Annotated in this window: 13 protein-coding genes; 9 read left to right on the top strand and 4 right to left on the bottom strand. The window is 36.7% G+C overall.

What is annotated here, in order from left to right:
• Window positions 1-133: 133 nt before the first annotated feature.
• The 3 genes from CQ022_RS07800 to mnmE all read right to left on the bottom strand — a co-directional run bounded on the left by CQ022_RS07800 (window position 134) and on the right by mnmE (window position 4,007).
• Window positions 134-1,294 (bottom strand): PIN domain-containing protein, encoded by a 1,161-nt coding sequence (locus tag CQ022_RS07800; RefSeq protein WP_105680874.1) that lies wholly within the window; start codon window positions 1,292-1,294, stop codon window positions 134-136.
• 5 nt (window positions 1,295-1,299) lie between these two features.
• Window positions 1,300-2,106, bottom strand: a complete 807-nt coding sequence (locus CQ022_RS07795) for a hypothetical protein (protein WP_105680873.1) — start codon at window positions 2,104-2,106, stop codon at window positions 1,300-1,302.
• A 515-nt stretch (window positions 2,107-2,621) separates the two neighbouring features.
• Entirely contained in the window at window positions 2,622-4,007 is a 1,386-nt protein-coding gene (gene mnmE, locus CQ022_RS07790; RefSeq protein WP_105680872.1) for a tRNA uridine-5-carboxymethylaminomethyl(34) synthesis GTPase MnmE, read from the bottom strand.
• Window positions 4,008-4,383: 376 nt separating this feature from the next.
• Here mnmE and CQ022_RS07785 point away from each other — a divergent pair, with 376 nt between their 5' ends.
• On the top strand, window positions 4,384-5,436 hold the full coding sequence (locus tag CQ022_RS07785; RefSeq protein WP_105680871.1) for a hypothetical protein: 1,053 nt from the start codon (window positions 4,384-4,386) through the stop codon (window positions 5,434-5,436).
• 17 nt (window positions 5,437-5,453) lie between these two features.
• Complete coding sequence (locus CQ022_RS07780) at window positions 5,454-5,969, top strand: hypothetical protein (protein WP_105680870.1); 516 nt, start codon at window positions 5,454-5,456, stop codon at window positions 5,967-5,969.
• Between the two features lie 76 nt (window positions 5,970-6,045).
• On the opposite strand, the gene CQ022_RS07775 is transcribed toward CQ022_RS07780, so the two are convergent.
• Window positions 6,046-6,516: an Lrp/AsnC family transcriptional regulator gene (locus CQ022_RS07775; protein ID WP_105680869.1), complete on the bottom strand. Its 471-nt coding sequence runs from the start codon at window positions 6,514-6,516 to the stop codon at window positions 6,046-6,048.
• 142 nt (window positions 6,517-6,658) lie between these two features.
• Between CQ022_RS07775 and CQ022_RS07770 the strand changes: the two genes are divergently transcribed.
• The 7 genes from CQ022_RS07770 to CQ022_RS07740 all read left to right on the top strand — a co-directional run bounded on the left by CQ022_RS07770 (window position 6,659) and on the right by CQ022_RS07740 (window position 16,486).
• Entirely contained in the window at window positions 6,659-8,047 is a 1,389-nt protein-coding gene (locus CQ022_RS07770) for an MFS transporter (RefSeq protein WP_105680868.1), read from the top strand.
• 120 nt (window positions 8,048-8,167) lie between these two features.
• A complete protein-coding gene (locus tag CQ022_RS07765; protein ID WP_105680867.1) occupies window positions 8,168-8,914 on the top strand; it encodes a metallophosphoesterase in 747 nt (248 codons plus the stop codon).
• 104 nt (window positions 8,915-9,018) lie between these two features.
• The gene (locus tag CQ022_RS07760) at window positions 9,019-9,933 is read left to right on the top strand and encodes a helix-turn-helix domain-containing protein (protein WP_105680866.1); all 915 of its coding nucleotides are present in this window, start codon (window positions 9,019-9,021) and stop codon (window positions 9,931-9,933) included.
• Window positions 9,934-10,149: 216 nt separating this feature from the next.
• Window positions 10,150-11,295: an efflux RND transporter periplasmic adaptor subunit gene (locus tag CQ022_RS07755; RefSeq protein ID WP_105680865.1), complete on the top strand. Its 1,146-nt coding sequence runs from the start codon at window positions 10,150-10,152 to the stop codon at window positions 11,293-11,295.
• 9 nt (window positions 11,296-11,304) lie between these two features.
• Window positions 11,305-14,445 carry an efflux RND transporter permease subunit gene (locus tag CQ022_RS07750; protein ID WP_105680864.1) on the top strand — a complete coding sequence of 1,047 codons (3,141 nt, stop codon included), beginning with the start codon at window positions 11,305-11,307 and terminating at the stop codon, window positions 14,443-14,445.
• 17 nt (window positions 14,446-14,462) lie between these two features.
• Window positions 14,463-15,875: an efflux transporter outer membrane subunit gene (locus CQ022_RS07745; protein ID WP_228421488.1), complete on the top strand. Its 1,413-nt coding sequence runs from the start codon at window positions 14,463-14,465 to the stop codon at window positions 15,873-15,875.
• A gap of 59 nt (window positions 15,876-15,934) precedes the next feature.
• Window positions 15,935-16,486, top strand: a complete 552-nt coding sequence (locus tag CQ022_RS07740) for a DUF2652 domain-containing protein (RefSeq protein ID WP_105680862.1) — start codon at window positions 15,935-15,937, stop codon at window positions 16,484-16,486.
• Window positions 16,487-16,759 lie beyond the last annotated feature (273 nt).

Below are 16,759 nucleotides of genomic sequence, written 5' to 3'. Positions count from 1 at the left end.
TTTCCTTTGCATGGTTTATGCTGTTAATATACAAGTATGTATTATCAGTTAAAAATATTCACTAGTTATGATTTCGAACTTGGTATGTATTAAAATGTTGCCTTTAAAATTTTTCCAGTTTTAAACTAGAATTCTAAATTTTAGAATTAAATGGCCATTTTTTACTTTGGTCGTTCCATGAATTAATATTATTAAGCATGCTGAGATAAGTTGGCGGTTGAGAAGCTTCCATCATTGTCTTCCAAGATGGTGAAAAGAGTTGAGTAGTATTTGGCCTTTGAACTGTGCCCAAAGATTCCCAAGTTTTAAAAAGATTGCTCTGAGATCCGTATATTCCACCACCTAATCTTTCATTTGTTTGCCACGAAGACTCCCTATCTCTAACACTTTGATGCTGCCATTCGTCATTATTTGAAATAATTTTTTGTTCTTCTTCGACCATCTCTTTGGTTACTTCAATATTAACTATTTCAAAAGCTTTTGTCAATTTATTAGTTAAAAATATGGAATTTTCTGAGTTAACTCTATCTCTGAACTCTTGTGCTAACCAGTCATTTAAATGTGGTTCTTGTTTAAAAATATATCCATAATCAGAATCTCTTGTTACAATAATAACAGATTTTCCAGAGGTTTTAGCACACTGTATTATCCACTCCCAATTAATAGCATCACCGATTGAGTTATCGCTATCTTTTCTTGGAGGATATCCTAAATCAAATCTTTTTCTAGCCACTTCAGCTATAACAGTGTTTGCTATATTATCGCGGTTAAGATTAAATTCTGATTTATGAGCAAATATCTCTTCAAGTTTTTTGTAAACTTGATCATGCTCCAAAGGATTGGTCAAAATTGATGCAAATTTGTCTTCAAGCTTTGACTGGTATTCGTTTAACTTTTTCTTTGTCTCATTAAAATCCTTAACTTCTTCTTCAACTGTTAAGATATGTGGCAAGCTCAATGAAAAGTTTCTAGTTTTAGTTAATTCAGTATAAGTTTGTCCAAAAACAATTTGTCTGTTTTTTTTAAACTCCATTTCGATTTGAGTTGTAATAATTACAGAGTCTTTGCGTTTAAGTATTTCATCTAATAATTTTATTGACACATCAGAATTTCTAATCCTATAAAAATCTAGAAAAACATTTGTATCTATAAATATAAGGGAGTTAGTAAAATCAGAAACTTTTTCCATTGCACTTTCATTCTGAGTTAAATTATCATCTATTTTTTTGGGTATATTCTCATTCCCAATATTATTATTATTATTATTATTATTATTATTATTATTATTATTCATTTAAATTATGATTTTTTTAAATCTTGATGAATTTTAGCCAAATTAGCTTTCATATCCGCTAATCTTTTCTCTTCTTCTTTTAGTTTGAATTCTTCTTCCAACATCATTACAATAGCATCTAATAAAACTTGAAAGTATGCTAAACACTCATTCTCTGAAAGCTCATGAATGCCTTTGCTTACAATACCGTAAATACTTCTGTGAGAAACTAAAATAGTTGGTAAATGATCTTTTAATATTAAAATTTTATCATCCATTCTGGCTGCTTGATATGCTGCTTCATCCCAACCTTGCAAAATTTTGCTCTTCTGATGTTTACTTTCTATTAAATTTTCAAAAACTCTTCGTAGATAGACATAAGATCCAATACCTACTCCATTAGCCGCTAAGCCGACCGCCTTTTTTATTTCGTGAAGAGAAGGTTTGTCAATAACTTTAGAAAATTTATTAAGTTTCGAAAATTCCAAATCAGCTAATGATGGATATTGTCCTATCTTTACTAGAGATGATTCGTAAATATCTTCTTCAATTTCAATTGATTGTAAAATGAAAAAATATTTGAAAAGTTCTTGTGTTCTCACACAAACTAATTCTATATTATGGAAACCGTTATATTTTTCATAATTTGAAGTGACAGTTCCAAAATGTCTATTTCTTCTAATAATAAAAGATGTATTTTCACCAATTGATGGATTGTAACCCTCTATCTGATATGTATAATGAAAAAAATCGCTTATTAATTCAGAATGTGTTTTGTCAAGCTTGATTTTTTGATATAGTGGTAACGAGAAGAATAAATCTTGAACAGTCATATGGTGTATAGTTATTTTATCAAATATAGCAATAATATTGTTCACCTATCCCAGAAGCTCTGATCCTAAAAATCTTTTCGCTTGTTTCTGTAAAGTTTCAGCTAAGGTTGAGGCAAATTAAATATTTAAAAGCATATGACATATTAGTTGAATATATTGGAACCTTTTATTACTTTATATAAATTAGTTTCTGTGGATGCACATTTAAACCTGTGGCTAACTCTTGAATAGTAGAAATTCTAAGATCCACTTCCTATTTTTCTAATATTGCTATGATCTACATCGCATTTTTGAGCTAACTCTTTATAACTCAAATCAAGCTTTTTCCTTAGCATCTCAACTCTCGTACCAAATGCTATTCTAAATTCTCTGTTTCGCAAAGTCTCCAGACTTTGAGTCAGTAATAAAGCTCCAAAGTTAGAAAGTTTCGAACAGGAACTTTAGTAAACAAAAAAAAAGCCTTAAAAAAGGCTGTTTTATATTTTGAATTCAAGACTCTTAAAAGATGATTGTATCTACTTCCCGATACAAAACTTAGAAAAAATATTCCCCAGCACCTCATCATTCGTCACTTCTCCGGAAATTTCTCCAAGATGTTCCAGGGCGTTTCTCAATTCATACGCCAGTAATTCCGTAGAGATCTGGAAAGAAATAGCTTCTTTTACTTTATGAGCGGCATCCAGAGACTTTTTTAAAGCTTCAAAGTGACGCTGGTTGGTAATAACAACATTATTTTCTTCAGACTTTAACTGCTCAACATACGATGAAAGTTCATTCTTCAGATCCTGAATGTTTTGATTTTCAACTGCTGAGATTTTAATAAAATCAAATTCGTGGGAAATGGCATTTCTGAAAATATCTTCTACCGTTTCGTATTTGGTAGGAGTCACTTCATCAATTTTTGTTGCACAGATAATCAACTTCAGATCTTCTCTCAATAGGGATTGGATCATTTCAATATCTTCCGAGAAATCTTCAGTAGCAGCATCGGCCAGATACACCAAAATATTGGCGTTTTCTACCTTTTCTTTTGCTTTTTTTACTCCGATAGCTTCAATTTCATCCACTGTTTCACGAAGTCCTGCGGTATCAATCAATCGGAAAGCATGTCCTTTAATATGAAGAATTTCCTCAATGGTATCTCTTGTTGTTCCTGCAATATTACTCACAATCGCTCTTTCTTCCTTTAAAAGAGAGTTCAGCAGAGTAGATTTTCCGGCATTGGGTTTTCCAATGATAGCTACGGCGGTTCCGTTTTTAATGGCATTTCCGTATTGGAAACTCTCAATTAGAGAATTTAATTTTAATTCAATTTTATCCAATAATCCACTCAATGCACTTCTGTCTGCAAACTCTACATCTTCTTCAGCAAAATCCAGTTCCAGCTCAATCAGGGAAACAAAATTCAGAAGATCAGTTCTTAATACAGATATTTCGTTGGTGATTCCTCCTTTCAGTTGATTGATGGCTACTTTTCTGGAAGCTTCATTTTCAGAGGCGATGACATCAGCAATAGCTTCCGCCTGGGAAAGGTCAATTCTTCCGTTGATAAAGGCACGAAGGGTAAATTCTCCCGCCTTAGCCATTCTTGATCCGTTTTTAATCAGGGTTTCAAGAATACGTTTTCCGATATGTGGAGACCCGTGAAAAGCAATTTCCACAGAATTTTCAGTGGTGAAACTTTTTGGAGCCAGGAAGATTGACAGCATTACCTCATCAATAGCTTCCTCCTCATCCATAAAATAACCGTAATGAATGGTGTGGGACTTCTGTTTTTCCAGATTTTTGGCCGGAAAACTTTTCTGAACTACAGATAAAGCCTCATTTCCTGAAACTCGGATGATGCCTAAAGCACCTATTCCATTGGCAGTAGCCAGCGCACATATCGTATCGTTATTCATGCTGCAAATTTACGGTTTTTAATGTGAATTTTCATGGAGGTCTGCTATTCAGATTATCTATTGTTGTATTCAGTTAAAAACAGCGGAATTATTTCTATTAAACATAGGATGAAAACACGATTTTAAATATAAAATTTTGAAAAATAATTCTATTGAATATAAACAGAATTGAAAAGGTATAGTTTGCTGTGGTGTAACATTTATAAGTGTTTTTTAATAACACTGGCTGTGATGGATGGTGGTTAAATGTCATATATGAAGTAAAAAATTAAACAGTTGTTTGGTATGTTAATTGTTGTTAGTCGGTCGATGATGTTGAAAACTTAAATATTTTTTATTTAAACAGTAATAATTTGTTAAAGTATTATAAATGTATATGAATAACCTATTTTTTTTAAAGATTAATAAAAAATTATCTTTTTTATTAATGCTTGTCTTCAGTACACTGGCCTATGCGCAGTGTATTCCTTATACCGGGCAGGCGATCACAAGTGGAAACACGTATTGTCTTAACGGAAATCTTAATGTAAGTACCAATATCAGTATCCCGAACGGAGCGACACTTATTATTCAGTCCGGGCAGCTGCATTCCAATAGTATTCAGGTTGATGGAGTATTGGAAATTGCTGACGGAGCAAGTGTTCAGTCTACAGGAACCGTGAAAGTAGGAACTTTCGGATCTCAGAAAAATTCAAAAATTAAACTGGGGACGAAATCTTTTCTATCGCTTGTAGGATCGGTCGTTCAGGAAGATCCCACCTTTGGTGGCTTTTATCCCGGAACAACTTCTGTTATTGAAATGGGAACAAGCAGTGTGGTAGAAATTTGTGGAACATTTACCCAGCAGTCAACAACCTATCCTTCTGTTGAATATGTAGGTATTCCTACCGGGAGAGCGTATTGTATTGCAAAAGCGGATGTAAGCGGTGGAGGAGGAGCTTCCATCATCAGTGATGATAGCCAGATCGTTGCTATTGTTATGGGATCTGTAACAGGATTAGGGATGGGAAATTCCAGTTTTTGTGGACCCAATGCAACCAAAGCAATGTGTCCTTCTCTTTGGCCTGAAGGATTGTCAGAAGATAAATCAAGTTGTGGAAATGCGCCTGTGATTATTGATGAGATCGACGGATTTTGTACAAAACCCGGAATTTCCGGTACACCAGATGGATTTACTAAATTCGGAATTACCATACAGCAGAAAAATAATGTATGGCCTGAGAATATTCCTAATGGATTTTTGGCTATGGAATCAAAAAACAAAGGTTTTGTCATTACCAGAGTTCAGCACGTAAGTCAGACACCACAGCCTGGTGATGCCATCGCAGAACCGAAAGAAGGAATGCTCCTGTATGATATTCAGGATAAATGTGTAAAGCTTTATAACGGCACCGAATGGAAATGTGTACAAAGAAGCTGTAATGATTAACCCGATAAATAGATCGTATGAAAAATATAAAAAATATAGGGATAGCAATAGCTTTGGTTATTTTTAACTCGTTTTTTGCTCAAGTAGCTATTGGTAAACAGGTGATAGACGGAAGCAGTACGGTGTTAGACTTTGATAACGTATCCGGAAATACAAAAGGCTTAATTCTTCCCGCTACCTCAGGATTTCCCACAGGATCTTTGGTAAACGGCACATTCATCTTTGATGTCACAGATAGCAAAGTAAAAGTCTATGAAAATGAGGTCTGGAAATTCTTATCAGATGCCGGAAATTCAAGTGCGGTTATTGTCAACAATTCTGCAGAGTCAGGGAAAGGAGTCATTATGGGAGAGGCAACAAGCTCTGCTGATGGAGTTTTGGTGCTGGAATCTCAAAATAAAGCAATGATTCTTCCTAAAATAACATCACCCCATCTTAATGTGAAAAATCCTTATCCGGGAATGATCTGTTATGATACAGCCAGTAAGACATTGGCAATATTTGATGGATCAGTCTGGAATTACTGGAAATAAGTACAGGCAGAGTAGTCTGTCTTAAAATAATAGAAAGCAGCTGTATTTTTATGCAGTTGCTTTTTTATTTCCCATATTAAACAATCTGGTTACTTTCCTTGATGCTGTTCATCACAAAAATACTTTTGGTCTGACCAATTCCTTCAATTTCTGACAGTTTATTGACAAAAAACTCATGGAACTCATCCATATTGGGAGCAAGAATCTTCAGCATAAAATCAAAATCTCCGCTGATATTGTAAAACTCTACAACTTCCTTCAGTTTGCTCACTTCCTCAATGAATTTTCCCGCTGTTTTTTTATTATGGACATTTAAGGCAATCATACAGATCACCATCATACCCTTATTGACTTTCTTGCGGTCTACAACGGCTGTATATTCTTTAATAATTCCTTGTTTTTCCATACGTTTAATACGTTCATGCGTAGGAGTAGGACTCAGGTTGATTCTTGCCGAAATATCTCGGACGCTCATCTTTGCATCTTTCTGAAGAAGTCTAAGAATGGATAAGTCTTTTTCATCAGGGATATAATTTTCAGTTGCCATTTTGTTCTGTTTTTATAGATTTTACTTGGTGTTTTAGGTATTTTGTTCTTTTTGGTATTTGTTATATTAATTATTGTTCCAAATTTAAGGTTAAATTTTTAAATACGTTCTGTTAATTTTAATTTTGCAGGAAATTTGAAACATGGATACAAGAAAGAATGTAATATTAATTTTAGCATCGGTAGGGACGTTTGTAGAGGCTTTGGATATTGCCATTATTAATTTAACAATTCCTTCTATTCAGCAGCAGTTTCATATTGGTGCAGAAACTGTTCAGTGGTTACAGACCCTTTATGTATTGTTTTTTGGCGGATTTCTGATCATTGGAGGAAAGCTTTCAGACCAGATCGGGAGAAAAAAAATGTTTTTACTGGGAGCTCTGATTTTTATGCTGACATCATTGGGCGCAGGATTGTCTCAAAACTTTGAGGTACTGGCTATCTTCCGTGCTTTACAGGGATTGGGAGCTGCGTTAGTAATGCCATCAGCGCTGTCTATTGTAACCAATACGTTCAGGGGAGAACAGGAGAGAAACCGGGCCATCGGAATTTTCAGTTCATTTGCTGCTATTGGTTCGGGAAGTGGTCTTTCCGTGGGAGGAATTATCAGTACATACCTGAGCTGGCATTGGGTTTTTCTGATCAATGTTCCCGTTCTTTTAATAACCCTTGTGCTGTCTTATTATTATCTGCCTGCAGATGAAAAAAATGAAACCGCTCAGAAAACAGATGTAGTTTCAGGAATATTAATGGTACTTGGATTGTTAAGCCTTACATACGGAACCCATGAATTGGTTCATATTAAAGAACAGCCTTTTCTGGTAGCAGGATCTTTGGTTCTGGCATTAGTACTGCTGGTGATGGTCTATTACCGATTAAAATCTGTGACTGAACCGTTAGTGGATTTGAAACTGTTTAAACATCGGTCTTTAGTCGTTTCCAATGCTGTGTTTTTCACTTTGGGTGCGTTTTTTATCGGATTTTTATTCCTTATTTCACTAATGCTTCAGAAAGATATGGGATATAGCGCTGCTTCTGCAGGATTAATGCTTGTTCCATTCAGTATCATATCCGCTTTAACAGCTAAATTTATTCTGCCTCATGTATCAAAACGCCTGAACTCTTCTCAAATGGGTGTTTTAGGATGGTTGTTTATGCTGGCAGGAGGATTGTCACTGTTGATTTCTGTGTATGCAGGGCACCCATTAACATTGGTTTTGCTGGGAGCTGCATGTATTTCAGGTGTGGGAATGACGTTTTGTTTTACTGCGCTTTCCGTGATGGGAATTCAGGATGTGGAGCCGGAAAATTATGGATTGGCATCAAGTTTGAGCTCTACAAGTTACTTTCTGGGAGCCGGAATCGGACTGTCATTCATGACTTTAATGAGCCAGATTTTTCCCTCAGAATTTTCAGTGGGAAGCCTGAATCTGATTATATTGATCGGTTACGCTTTGCTGGCGCTCGGAATGTTATTCTATTTTATATTGAAAAGCTTAAAATTGAAACAGGCAGAAGTTGCTGTTTCGTAATAATTGGTTTAAAAATACACAAACTATATGAGGAAAGAATCGATGCTTAGGTGTCGGTTCTTTTTTTGTTCTTTTGCCATTCTGTTTCCCTTCACTACCTTTGCGCTTTACTATAACATCATGAAAATACAGATCATCAGCGATCTTCATCAGGAATTTGGAAGTACGGAATTATGTTTTGATCATTCGGATATTGTTGTGCTGGCAGGTGATGTCAATTTAGGAACCAAAGGGATTGAATGGATTAAAAAAGCAATACCCAATAAACCAGTCATCTATGTTTTGGGCAATCATGAATACTATAAAGGTTCCTATCCGAAAACACTCAATAAAATCAGAGAAGCGGCTGTGAATTCCCATGTGCATGTGCTGGAAAATGCATTTGTAGACATTGACGGAATTCGTTTTCATGGGGCTACCTTATGGACTGATTTTTCAATCTTCGGGAATCCTGTTCAGTACGGAATGCTTTGTCAGTCTAAAATGAATGACTATAAAATGATCAGGAAAGATCCTTCCTATTCGAAAATGAGAACATTAGATACCTTTAAAATTCATCAGCTTTCACGACAATGGCTGCAGGAAAGTCTTGAAGATTCAAAAGGACTTAAAAATATAGTCGTTACCCATCATGCTCCCAGTCTCCAATCCGTGCCGGAGCATTATAAAGAAGATCCCGTTACCTCTGCTTATGCATCTGATCTGGAAGATATAATCAAAGAATATCAACCTTTGTACTGGATTCATGGGCATATTCATACACCATGCAGATATAAAATTGAAAAAACAGAAGTTATCTGTAATCCTCATGAGTATATCGATGAAAAATATAACGGTTATGATAAAGAACTGATTATTATTGTTTAGCAAAAAAGTAGTTTTGCCTATTGCCTATTGCCTATTGCCTATTGCCTATTGCCTATTTCATCCTTTCTCCTTAATCACTATCTTCGTATTCTAATACCTTTTCAATGCCTAAAAAATCCCAGCCAAAACCTGATTTTGTTTCGCAGCTCGCTTTTGATGAAGTTCTTCAGCAGGTGGAATTTGATCTTAGAATCAAGGAATTTGTCGTGATGGAAATTGATAAGGTGAACTATATCATACAACCGAATATTCCTTACCGTGCAGATTATTTCTGCATTTTTATGATACAAAAGGGAGACGTTACGTTCAGGTTGGATGATAAGAGTTATGAAGTCTCTAAAGGGGATATTGTTTTTTGCCCAATGCTGGAAACCTTTTGGGTGGATGAAATTTCGGAAGATTATAATGCTAAATATATTTTCTTCTCATTGAATTTTATTTCTGACGCAGGCTTTAATTATAAGTCAAATAATGTTCTGAAAAGCCTTTCATCAGATCCTACTCACATCATCAGAAATGAACCCGATGTGTACAGGAAACTGAATTTTCATCTCGATGAACTTCAGGTTTTAAATGATAAGGAAAAAGACAATTATTATTTCAATGAAATGATCTGGCATCACTTTTCACTGGTGATCTACGAAATTGATAATTATTTCAAAAAAACGGAAAAACTACACGTTGTAACCAATAGGGAAGACGAGTTGACCACCAGCTTCTTTAAGCTTGTTCAGGAGCATTTCAAAGAAGAACATAATGTTCAGTTTTATGCAGATAAACTTTTTATCAGCCGTAAATACCTTACAAAAGTGATTAATAAAACAGTGTTCAAATCTCCAAGAGATATTATTCATCAGGTTTTAGCAGTAGAAGCCAGGCTGTTATTGAGAAATCCCAACCTGAATGTCAATGAGGTAGCATCACAGCTAAGTTTTTCTGATCAGGCTTCTTTTAGCAAATTTTTCAAAAAACATACAGGAAGATCTCCTTTAGAATACAGAAAAGATGATTTGTATTGATAGTCAATGGGTTGTATTTTTAGATGTCTTTTTGCCAAAATTGAATACTATTTTGATTTAAAATATTAAATATTGTCATTTATACTGTCTATGAATGATATTTCTCATGTTTTTAAAAATAAGGAGTCTTTTTGACAAAACAAGGGGTTTTTCGAATAATCCTATTGAATTTTTTTCGTTCGATTTTTGTGCGGAAAATTTAAAAGGACTATTGTTATGCAAAGATTTTTTATTCAAAAATCGACTCTACTTTTCCTCTCGCTGATTGTATTGGCGGGTTGTAAGAAGAATAATCAAAACCAGGGCTATCAGCAGCAGGCACCGGAACTACCCGTGGCAAAAGTAACACAGGGAGACGCTTCTGTTTCCAGAGAATATGCAGCATCTATTGAAGGGGTTTCCAATGTGGAAATAAGACCTCAGGTAACAGGATATTTAAGCAAAATTTTTGTAGATGAAGGTGATTTTGTGAGAGCAGGACAGCCATTGTTCAAAATTGAAGATCAGGTTTTCCGTGAGCAGCTTAAAAGTGCTCAGGCATCTTTAATTACCGCTCAGGCTAATCTTTCAACCTCTAAAATTGATCTGGACAGAAAAAAAGAACTCTTTAGAAACAAAATGGTTTCAGATATTCAGGTGAAAGAAGCTGAAGCAGCTTATAATGCGGCACGTGGAGCAGTAAGCCAATCCACTTCTACCATTGAATCGGCTAAAATCAATTTAAACTTCTCCACCATTAAAGCTCCGGTAAGCGGATTTATCGGAAGATTCAACTATCGTCTGGGAAGTTTAATGACTCCGGGAAATCAGGAACCCATTACCTTATTATCAGATATTCACCAGGTATATACTTACTTCAGCCTGAGCGAAAATGATTTTAATAATTTCCAGAAGCAGTACACAGGAAGCAGTATTGATGAGGTCATTAAAAATACTCCGGCAGTATCATTATTGCTTTCGGGAGGTGAAAAATATGCTGAAACAGGAAAGATTGATGCTGTAGAAGGACAGTTCAATAAAACAACAGGATCCATTACTTTAAGAGCAAAATTCAACAATCCCAACAACCTTTTGAGAAGTGGGAATACAGGTAAAATTATACTGGATCAGTTCTACGGCAATGTTGTTTTACTTCCTATTGCCTCTACCAGAACCATTCAGGATAAAGTTTTTGTATTTACTATTCAGGGAGGAAAAGCCGCAATGCTTCCTATTGAAGTAAACGGAAAAGCAGGCGATAATTTTATTGTAGCGAAAGGGCTTAAAGCAGGCGATGAATATATCACCAGCGGTTTTGACCGATTGCAGCCGGGAACTCCTGTAGTGGCACAAAAGAAAAATGCTCAACAGAAAAAATCCTAAGAAGAAGTCATGTTAAAGAAAATTATAAAAAGACCCGTACTGGCAACGGTTATTTCCGTATTGCTTGTTATTCTGGGGATCGTCGGGATGGTAAGCCTTCCGATTACAAAATTTCCGGACATCGCACCTCCTACCGTTATGGTAACAGCTGCTTATCCGGGAGCTAATGCTGAAACAATTGCCAGGTCAGTAGCACCACCATTGGAAAATGCCATCAATGGAGTGGAAAATATGGACTATATTACTTCTACTGCGAGTAATGACGGGACATTGAGTATTACTGTTATTTTTAAATTAGGAACAGATCCGGATCAGGCCGCCATTAACGTTCAGAACAGAGTGGCACAGGTGACCAATCAGCTTCCTGCAGAGGTAATCCAGGCGGGAATCACCACCGTGAAAAGACAGAACAGTATGATTGCCATGGTTTCTCTGACCAGTAAAGATGGTACGATGAGTGATCTTTTCCTTGAAAACTATGCGAAAATCAACATTGTTCCGGAACTGAAAAGAGTAAAAGGAGTAGGGGATGCCATGGTATATGGAAATAAAGATTACTCCATGCGTATCTGGCTGGATCCGAATAAACTGACTTCCTACAATCTTACACCCTCCGATGTTTCCCGTGCTATTCAGACTCAAAACCTTGAAGCAGCACCCGGAAGATTAGGAGAGAGAAGTAAAGAAGTGATGGAATATGTTCTTCGCTACAAAGGAAAATTTACAGAACCTGAACAGTATGAAAACATTACCATTAAAGCATTGAATGATGGATCTGTCTTGAAGTTAAAAGACATTGCCAAAGTAGAATTTGGAGCCTACAGTTATACAGTATCTTCCAATTATAATAAAAAAGCATCCGTAACGATGGCGATCTTCCAGATGGCAGGATCTAACGCGAATGAAGTGCAGATCGCCCTTCAGGAAAGAATGAAAGAACTGGAAAAATCTTTCCCTGCAGGAATGGATTATGAAATTCCCTATGCTACAAAAGATGCACTGGATCAATCCATAGAGCAGGTTATTCATACATTGATAGAGGCATTTATTCTGGTATTCATAGTAGTGTATATCTTCCTTCAGGATTTCCGCTCCACGTTGATTCCGGCTATAGCAGTTCCGGTATCTATTGTAGGAACATTCTTCTTTATGAAGGTTTTCGGGTTCTCTATTAATATTCTTACGTTGTTTGCTTTGGTGCTCGCCATTGGTATTGTAGTGGATGATGCTATTGTAGTAGTGGAAGCGGTTCATGCTAAAATGGAACATAAAAAGCTCAATCCTAGGGCGGCTACCATGTCAGCAATGAGTGAAATTACAGGAGCCATTGTTTCTATTACATTAATCATGTCTGCTGTATTCGTTCCGGTAGCCTTTATGAGTGGTTCCACGGGATTGTTTTATCAGCAGTTTGCCTTGACATTGGCTATCGCGATTGTGATTTCAGCGATCAATGCCTTGACATTGAGCCCGGCATTATGTGCTTTATTCTTAAAGCAACACCATCCGGGAACGCATGAAAAAATGAATTTCAAAGATCGTTTTTTCGCAGGTTTCAATGCCAGCTTTAATAAACTGACATTCCGTTATGGGAAAGCTGTGCTGTTCCTTTTGAAAAGAAAATGGGTGGCACTTGTTATGATTGTAGCTTTTGGAGGTTTGTTTGCATGGATGTCTATGACAACGCCTAAAGGATTTATTCCGGATGAAGACCAGAGTTTTATCATTGTAACCGCGAACCTTGCTCCGGGAGCATCAAAAGACAGAACCTCGAAAGTAGTCTCCGACACAGAAGACCTTCTGATGAAAAATCCTGCTGTGGATAAAGTGATTTCAGTAGATGGATTGAACTTATTCAGTGGTTCCATGTCATCTTCAGCGGCTTCTATTTTCGTTAAATTAAAAAAAGGAGGTGAGAGAGGACCTGTCAATAATATCAATGATATCATAGGACAAACTCAGGGAATGCTTTCTCAGGATAAAAGAGCTAATTTCCTTGTGATCAACACGCCTACGGTAGACGGTTTCGGAAATACGAGTGGAATGGAGCTTGTGCTTCAGGACCGTACCAACGGAGAACTTCAGAATTTAGGAAATATTTCTTACGGAATGATGGGAGCTTTGATGCAGAGACCTGAAGTGGCGGTAGCATTTACCACTTTCGATGTTACGTATCCGCAGTTTGAAGTGCTTGTAGATGAAGTGAAATCTGCCCAACTGGGAGTCAATGTTTCTGATGTGTTAGGAGTAATGCAGGGATATTATGGAAGTATTCAGGCATCTGATTTCAATAGATTTGGAAAGTATTACAGAGTTCTGGTACAATCTACACCAGAGACAAGACAAGATAAAGAATCCCTGAACGGAATTTTTGTTAAAAATAATTTAGGTCAGATGGTTCCTATCAATACATTGGTAAGCCTGAAACAGGTAACGGGAGCTGAAGTAGTAGACCGTTTCAACCTGTTTAATTCATCCAATTTAACAGTAATGGCAGCTCCGGGATATAGTACCGGACAGGCTATGGCAGCCATTGAAGAAGTGAGCAAGCAGGTACTTCCTCCGGGATATACTTACGATTATAAAGGAATGAGCCGTGAAGAAGCGGGTTCAAGCTCACAATCTGTTATGATCTTCGGATTATGTATCGTGTTTGTATTCTTCCTTTTATCTGCTCAATATGAAAGTTATATCCTTCCATTAGCTGTATTAATTGCCATTCCGGTGGGGCTTTCCGGAGTATTTGTGGGAATTACATTCGCGGAATTATCCAATAATATTTATGTACAGATTGCTCTCGTAATGTTGATTGGGTTGTTAGCAAAAAATGGTATCCTGATCGTGGAATTTGCGATTCAGAGACGTAGAGCAGGGAAAAGTCTTATTGCCTCTGCGGTGGAAGGAGCAAAAGCCCGTTTACGTCCTATTTTGATGACCTCTCTGGCATTTATTACCGGATTGATCCCATTGATCTTTGTGGTTGGACCTTCTGCAATGGGGAACCATTCTATTGGATATGCCGCCATTTCAGGGATGCTTTTCGGAACGATCTTGGGAATTTTCGTAGTTCCTGTTCTTTTCGTAGTGTTTCAGGCCTTGCATGAAAGAATCAACGGAAAAGTAGTAACCGACGCGGATTGGGAATATTAATTCAAATGATTTTAACAATGAAAATTAAAAATATAGCATATATCGCATTCATTTCGGGAACCGCAATCTCCTGTAAAGTTCAGAAATATGAACAGCCTGAAGTAAAAATGCCTGAAGCTTTCCGAAGTGACAGCATTGTAGCGGATTCTCATGAAAATATTGCGAAGATCAGCTACAAAGACTTTTTTAAAGATCCTGTTCTTGTAGGATTGATAGATAAAGCGATCGTGCAAAATAACGATCTTCAGGTCGCCTTAAAACAGATAGAATTTGCATCATTAGCTTACAATCAGAGCAAATGGGCAAATATTCCGACTGTTAGTGCTTCTGCCAATGCCAATATCAACCGTCCTTCAGACAACAGCATGAACGGAATGATGGCCGGACAGTTTATGGGAAAAAGGTATATGGAAGACTATACAACTTCTTTGAGTTTCTCCTGGGAAGCCGATATCTGGGGAAAGATTAAAGGAAGAAAGGAACAGGCTTTAGCAGAATATCTTAAAACACAGGAAGCGGCAAAAGCAGTAAAAACCCAAGTTGTATCTGCTGTAGTACAAGGATATTATAACCTTTTGATGCTGGATACTCAGTTGGAAATTACAAAATCCAATCTTGCTTATGCGGATAATACGCTGAAATTTCTGACCAAACAGCAGGAGCTTGGGCTTACTACAGCATTGGCTGTACAGCAGCAGGAAATTGTGAAAGATCAGATTCTGAAATCAATTCCGGCTATTGAAAGTTCTGTAACAACCCAGGAAAATGCTTTGAGCCTGCTGACAGGGTCTATGCCGGGGAAAATTGAAAGAAGTGCAAGCCTGAATAATGTACAGTCTCCGGACCATATTGCTGCAGGAATTCCTTCAGAATTATTGAGCTACAGACCGGATATCAAAACAGCTGAACTTGAAGTAAGAAAAAATGCAGCAGCCATTCACGTGGCGAAAATGAGCATGTATCCTTCACTGAATATTACGGCGCAGGGAGGTGTGAATGCCTTTCAGATCAGCAAATGGTTCAGTGTTCCGGGATCGCTTTTCGGAATGGTGGCAGGCGCTGTAGCCCAGCCTATTCTGAATGGGAAACAGTTGAAAACACAATATGAACAATCTAAAGTAGTTGCTGATCAGGCTGAACTCAATTTTAAGCAGTCTGTTTTAAAAGCAGTAGGAGAAGTTTCTGATGCACTGATACAAATCCAAAAACTGGAAGAACAGCAGAAAATTGCAGAAGGACTGGCCGTGAAATCGGGTGAGGCAGTGAAGAAGGCTGATCTGTTATTTAAATACAATTCAGCAACTTATGTGGAAGTAATTATGGCACAAACGAATAAACTTCAGGCAGAACTGGAATTGGCTTCTCTGAAAACCCAGAGACTGAATGCTATTACAGCACTTTACCGTTCTGTAGGAGGCGGGTGGCAATAAAGTAAAATTGAATCTGCTTCGTCTGTAAGGATGAAGCAGGTTTTTAATCCATTATCATTATGAAGACAAATATACAAGAGGGGATCATTCTTATTCCGGATTTCAGCGGATTTACCGAATTTGTGTTCAATACAAAATTGTATACAGGCGAGTATATTGTAAGACAGTTATTGTCTACACTGATTGATGTGAACGATCAGTACTTTGAAATTTCCGAGATTGAGGGAGATGCCATTTTATTTTACCGTTATGATGAAAATCCGTCTTATCAGAGTATTTCAAAAATGCTGTGGAAGATGAGAAGTGCCTTCAACAGGAAAATAGAGGAGTTGAGTAAAAGTTTAAGCACTACCATTGATCTGGCTCTCAAGTTTATTGTGCATTATGGATCCTTTTCACAATACAATATTGGAAACTTCAGAAAGCTATATGGAAAAACGATTGTGGAAGCCCATCAGCTTTTGAAAAACGGAATGGCAGAAAAGCCTTCTTATGCACTTTTCAGTAATTCTTTTCTGGAAAGCAGTAAAAATAGAGAGTCTGATTTTAATAAAGAACCCCTTCGTCTGCCTGAAGTGGGGGTTATCCATTATTTTGAAAATGTAAACTAGCGTATATTTTTTAATAGTATTCCTTGTAAATTTGCTATTGCTAGCGGCCCGGGTGAGATCCGGGCTTTTTTTATTGGTGAGCCTTTGGAGAATCTGCGGGTAAAAAACTTATTTTTCTTATAGGGATAGTAAAATATTTATGTAATCTGCAGTGGTTTTACAACTTTTTTTAAGTGAAATTTAAATTACGTATAAAATATTTTTTTAAGATTATTTATTATGGAAGTGATTCGTATTTCGTTGCTTTATTGAAAAATGTGTATTGATTTTTAA

It is taken from the genome of Chryseobacterium culicis (assembly GCF_002979755.1).
GTDB lineage: Bacteria > Bacteroidota > Bacteroidia > Flavobacteriales > Weeksellaceae > Chryseobacterium > Chryseobacterium culicis_A.
Note: the sequence above shows the minus strand (reverse complement) of the source record. Positions and strands in the feature narration are given on the sequence as shown.

Coding starts and splice junctions, on each gene's coding strand:
- CQ022_RS07760 (WP_105680866.1), top strand. CDS start 9,019: ATGCCTAAAAAATCCCAGCCAAAACCTGATTTTGTTTCGCAGCTCGCT.
- CQ022_RS07755 (WP_105680865.1), top strand. CDS start 10,150: ATGCAAAGATTTTTTATTCAAAAATCGACTCTACTTTTCCTCTCGCTG.
- CQ022_RS07785 (WP_105680871.1), top strand. CDS start 4,384: ATGAATAACCTATTTTTTTTAAAGATTAATAAAAAATTATCTTTTTTA.
- CQ022_RS07770 (WP_105680868.1), top strand. CDS start 6,659: ATGGATACAAGAAAGAATGTAATATTAATTTTAGCATCGGTAGGGACG.
- CQ022_RS07795 (WP_105680873.1), bottom strand. CDS start 2,106: ATGACTGTTCAAGATTTATTCTTCTCGTTACCACTATATCAAAAAATC.
- CQ022_RS07750 (WP_105680864.1), top strand. CDS start 11,305: ATGTTAAAGAAAATTATAAAAAGACCCGTACTGGCAACGGTTATTTCC.
- CQ022_RS07745 (WP_228421488.1), top strand. CDS start 14,463: ATGAAAATTAAAAATATAGCATATATCGCATTCATTTCGGGAACCGCA.
- mnmE (WP_105680872.1), bottom strand. CDS start 4,007: ATGAATAACGATACGATATGTGCGCTGGCTACTGCCAATGGAATAGGT.
- CQ022_RS07775 (WP_105680869.1), bottom strand. CDS start 6,516: ATGGCAACTGAAAATTATATCCCTGATGAAAAAGACTTATCCATTCTT.
- CQ022_RS07740 (WP_105680862.1), top strand. CDS start 15,935: ATGAAGACAAATATACAAGAGGGGATCATTCTTATTCCGGATTTCAGC.
- CQ022_RS07780 (WP_105680870.1), top strand. CDS start 5,454: ATGAAAAATATAAAAAATATAGGGATAGCAATAGCTTTGGTTATTTTT.
- CQ022_RS07765 (WP_105680867.1), top strand. CDS start 8,168: ATGAAAATACAGATCATCAGCGATCTTCATCAGGAATTTGGAAGTACG.
- CQ022_RS07800 (WP_105680874.1), bottom strand. CDS start 1,294: ATGAATAATAATAATAATAATAATAATAATAATAATAATAATAATATT.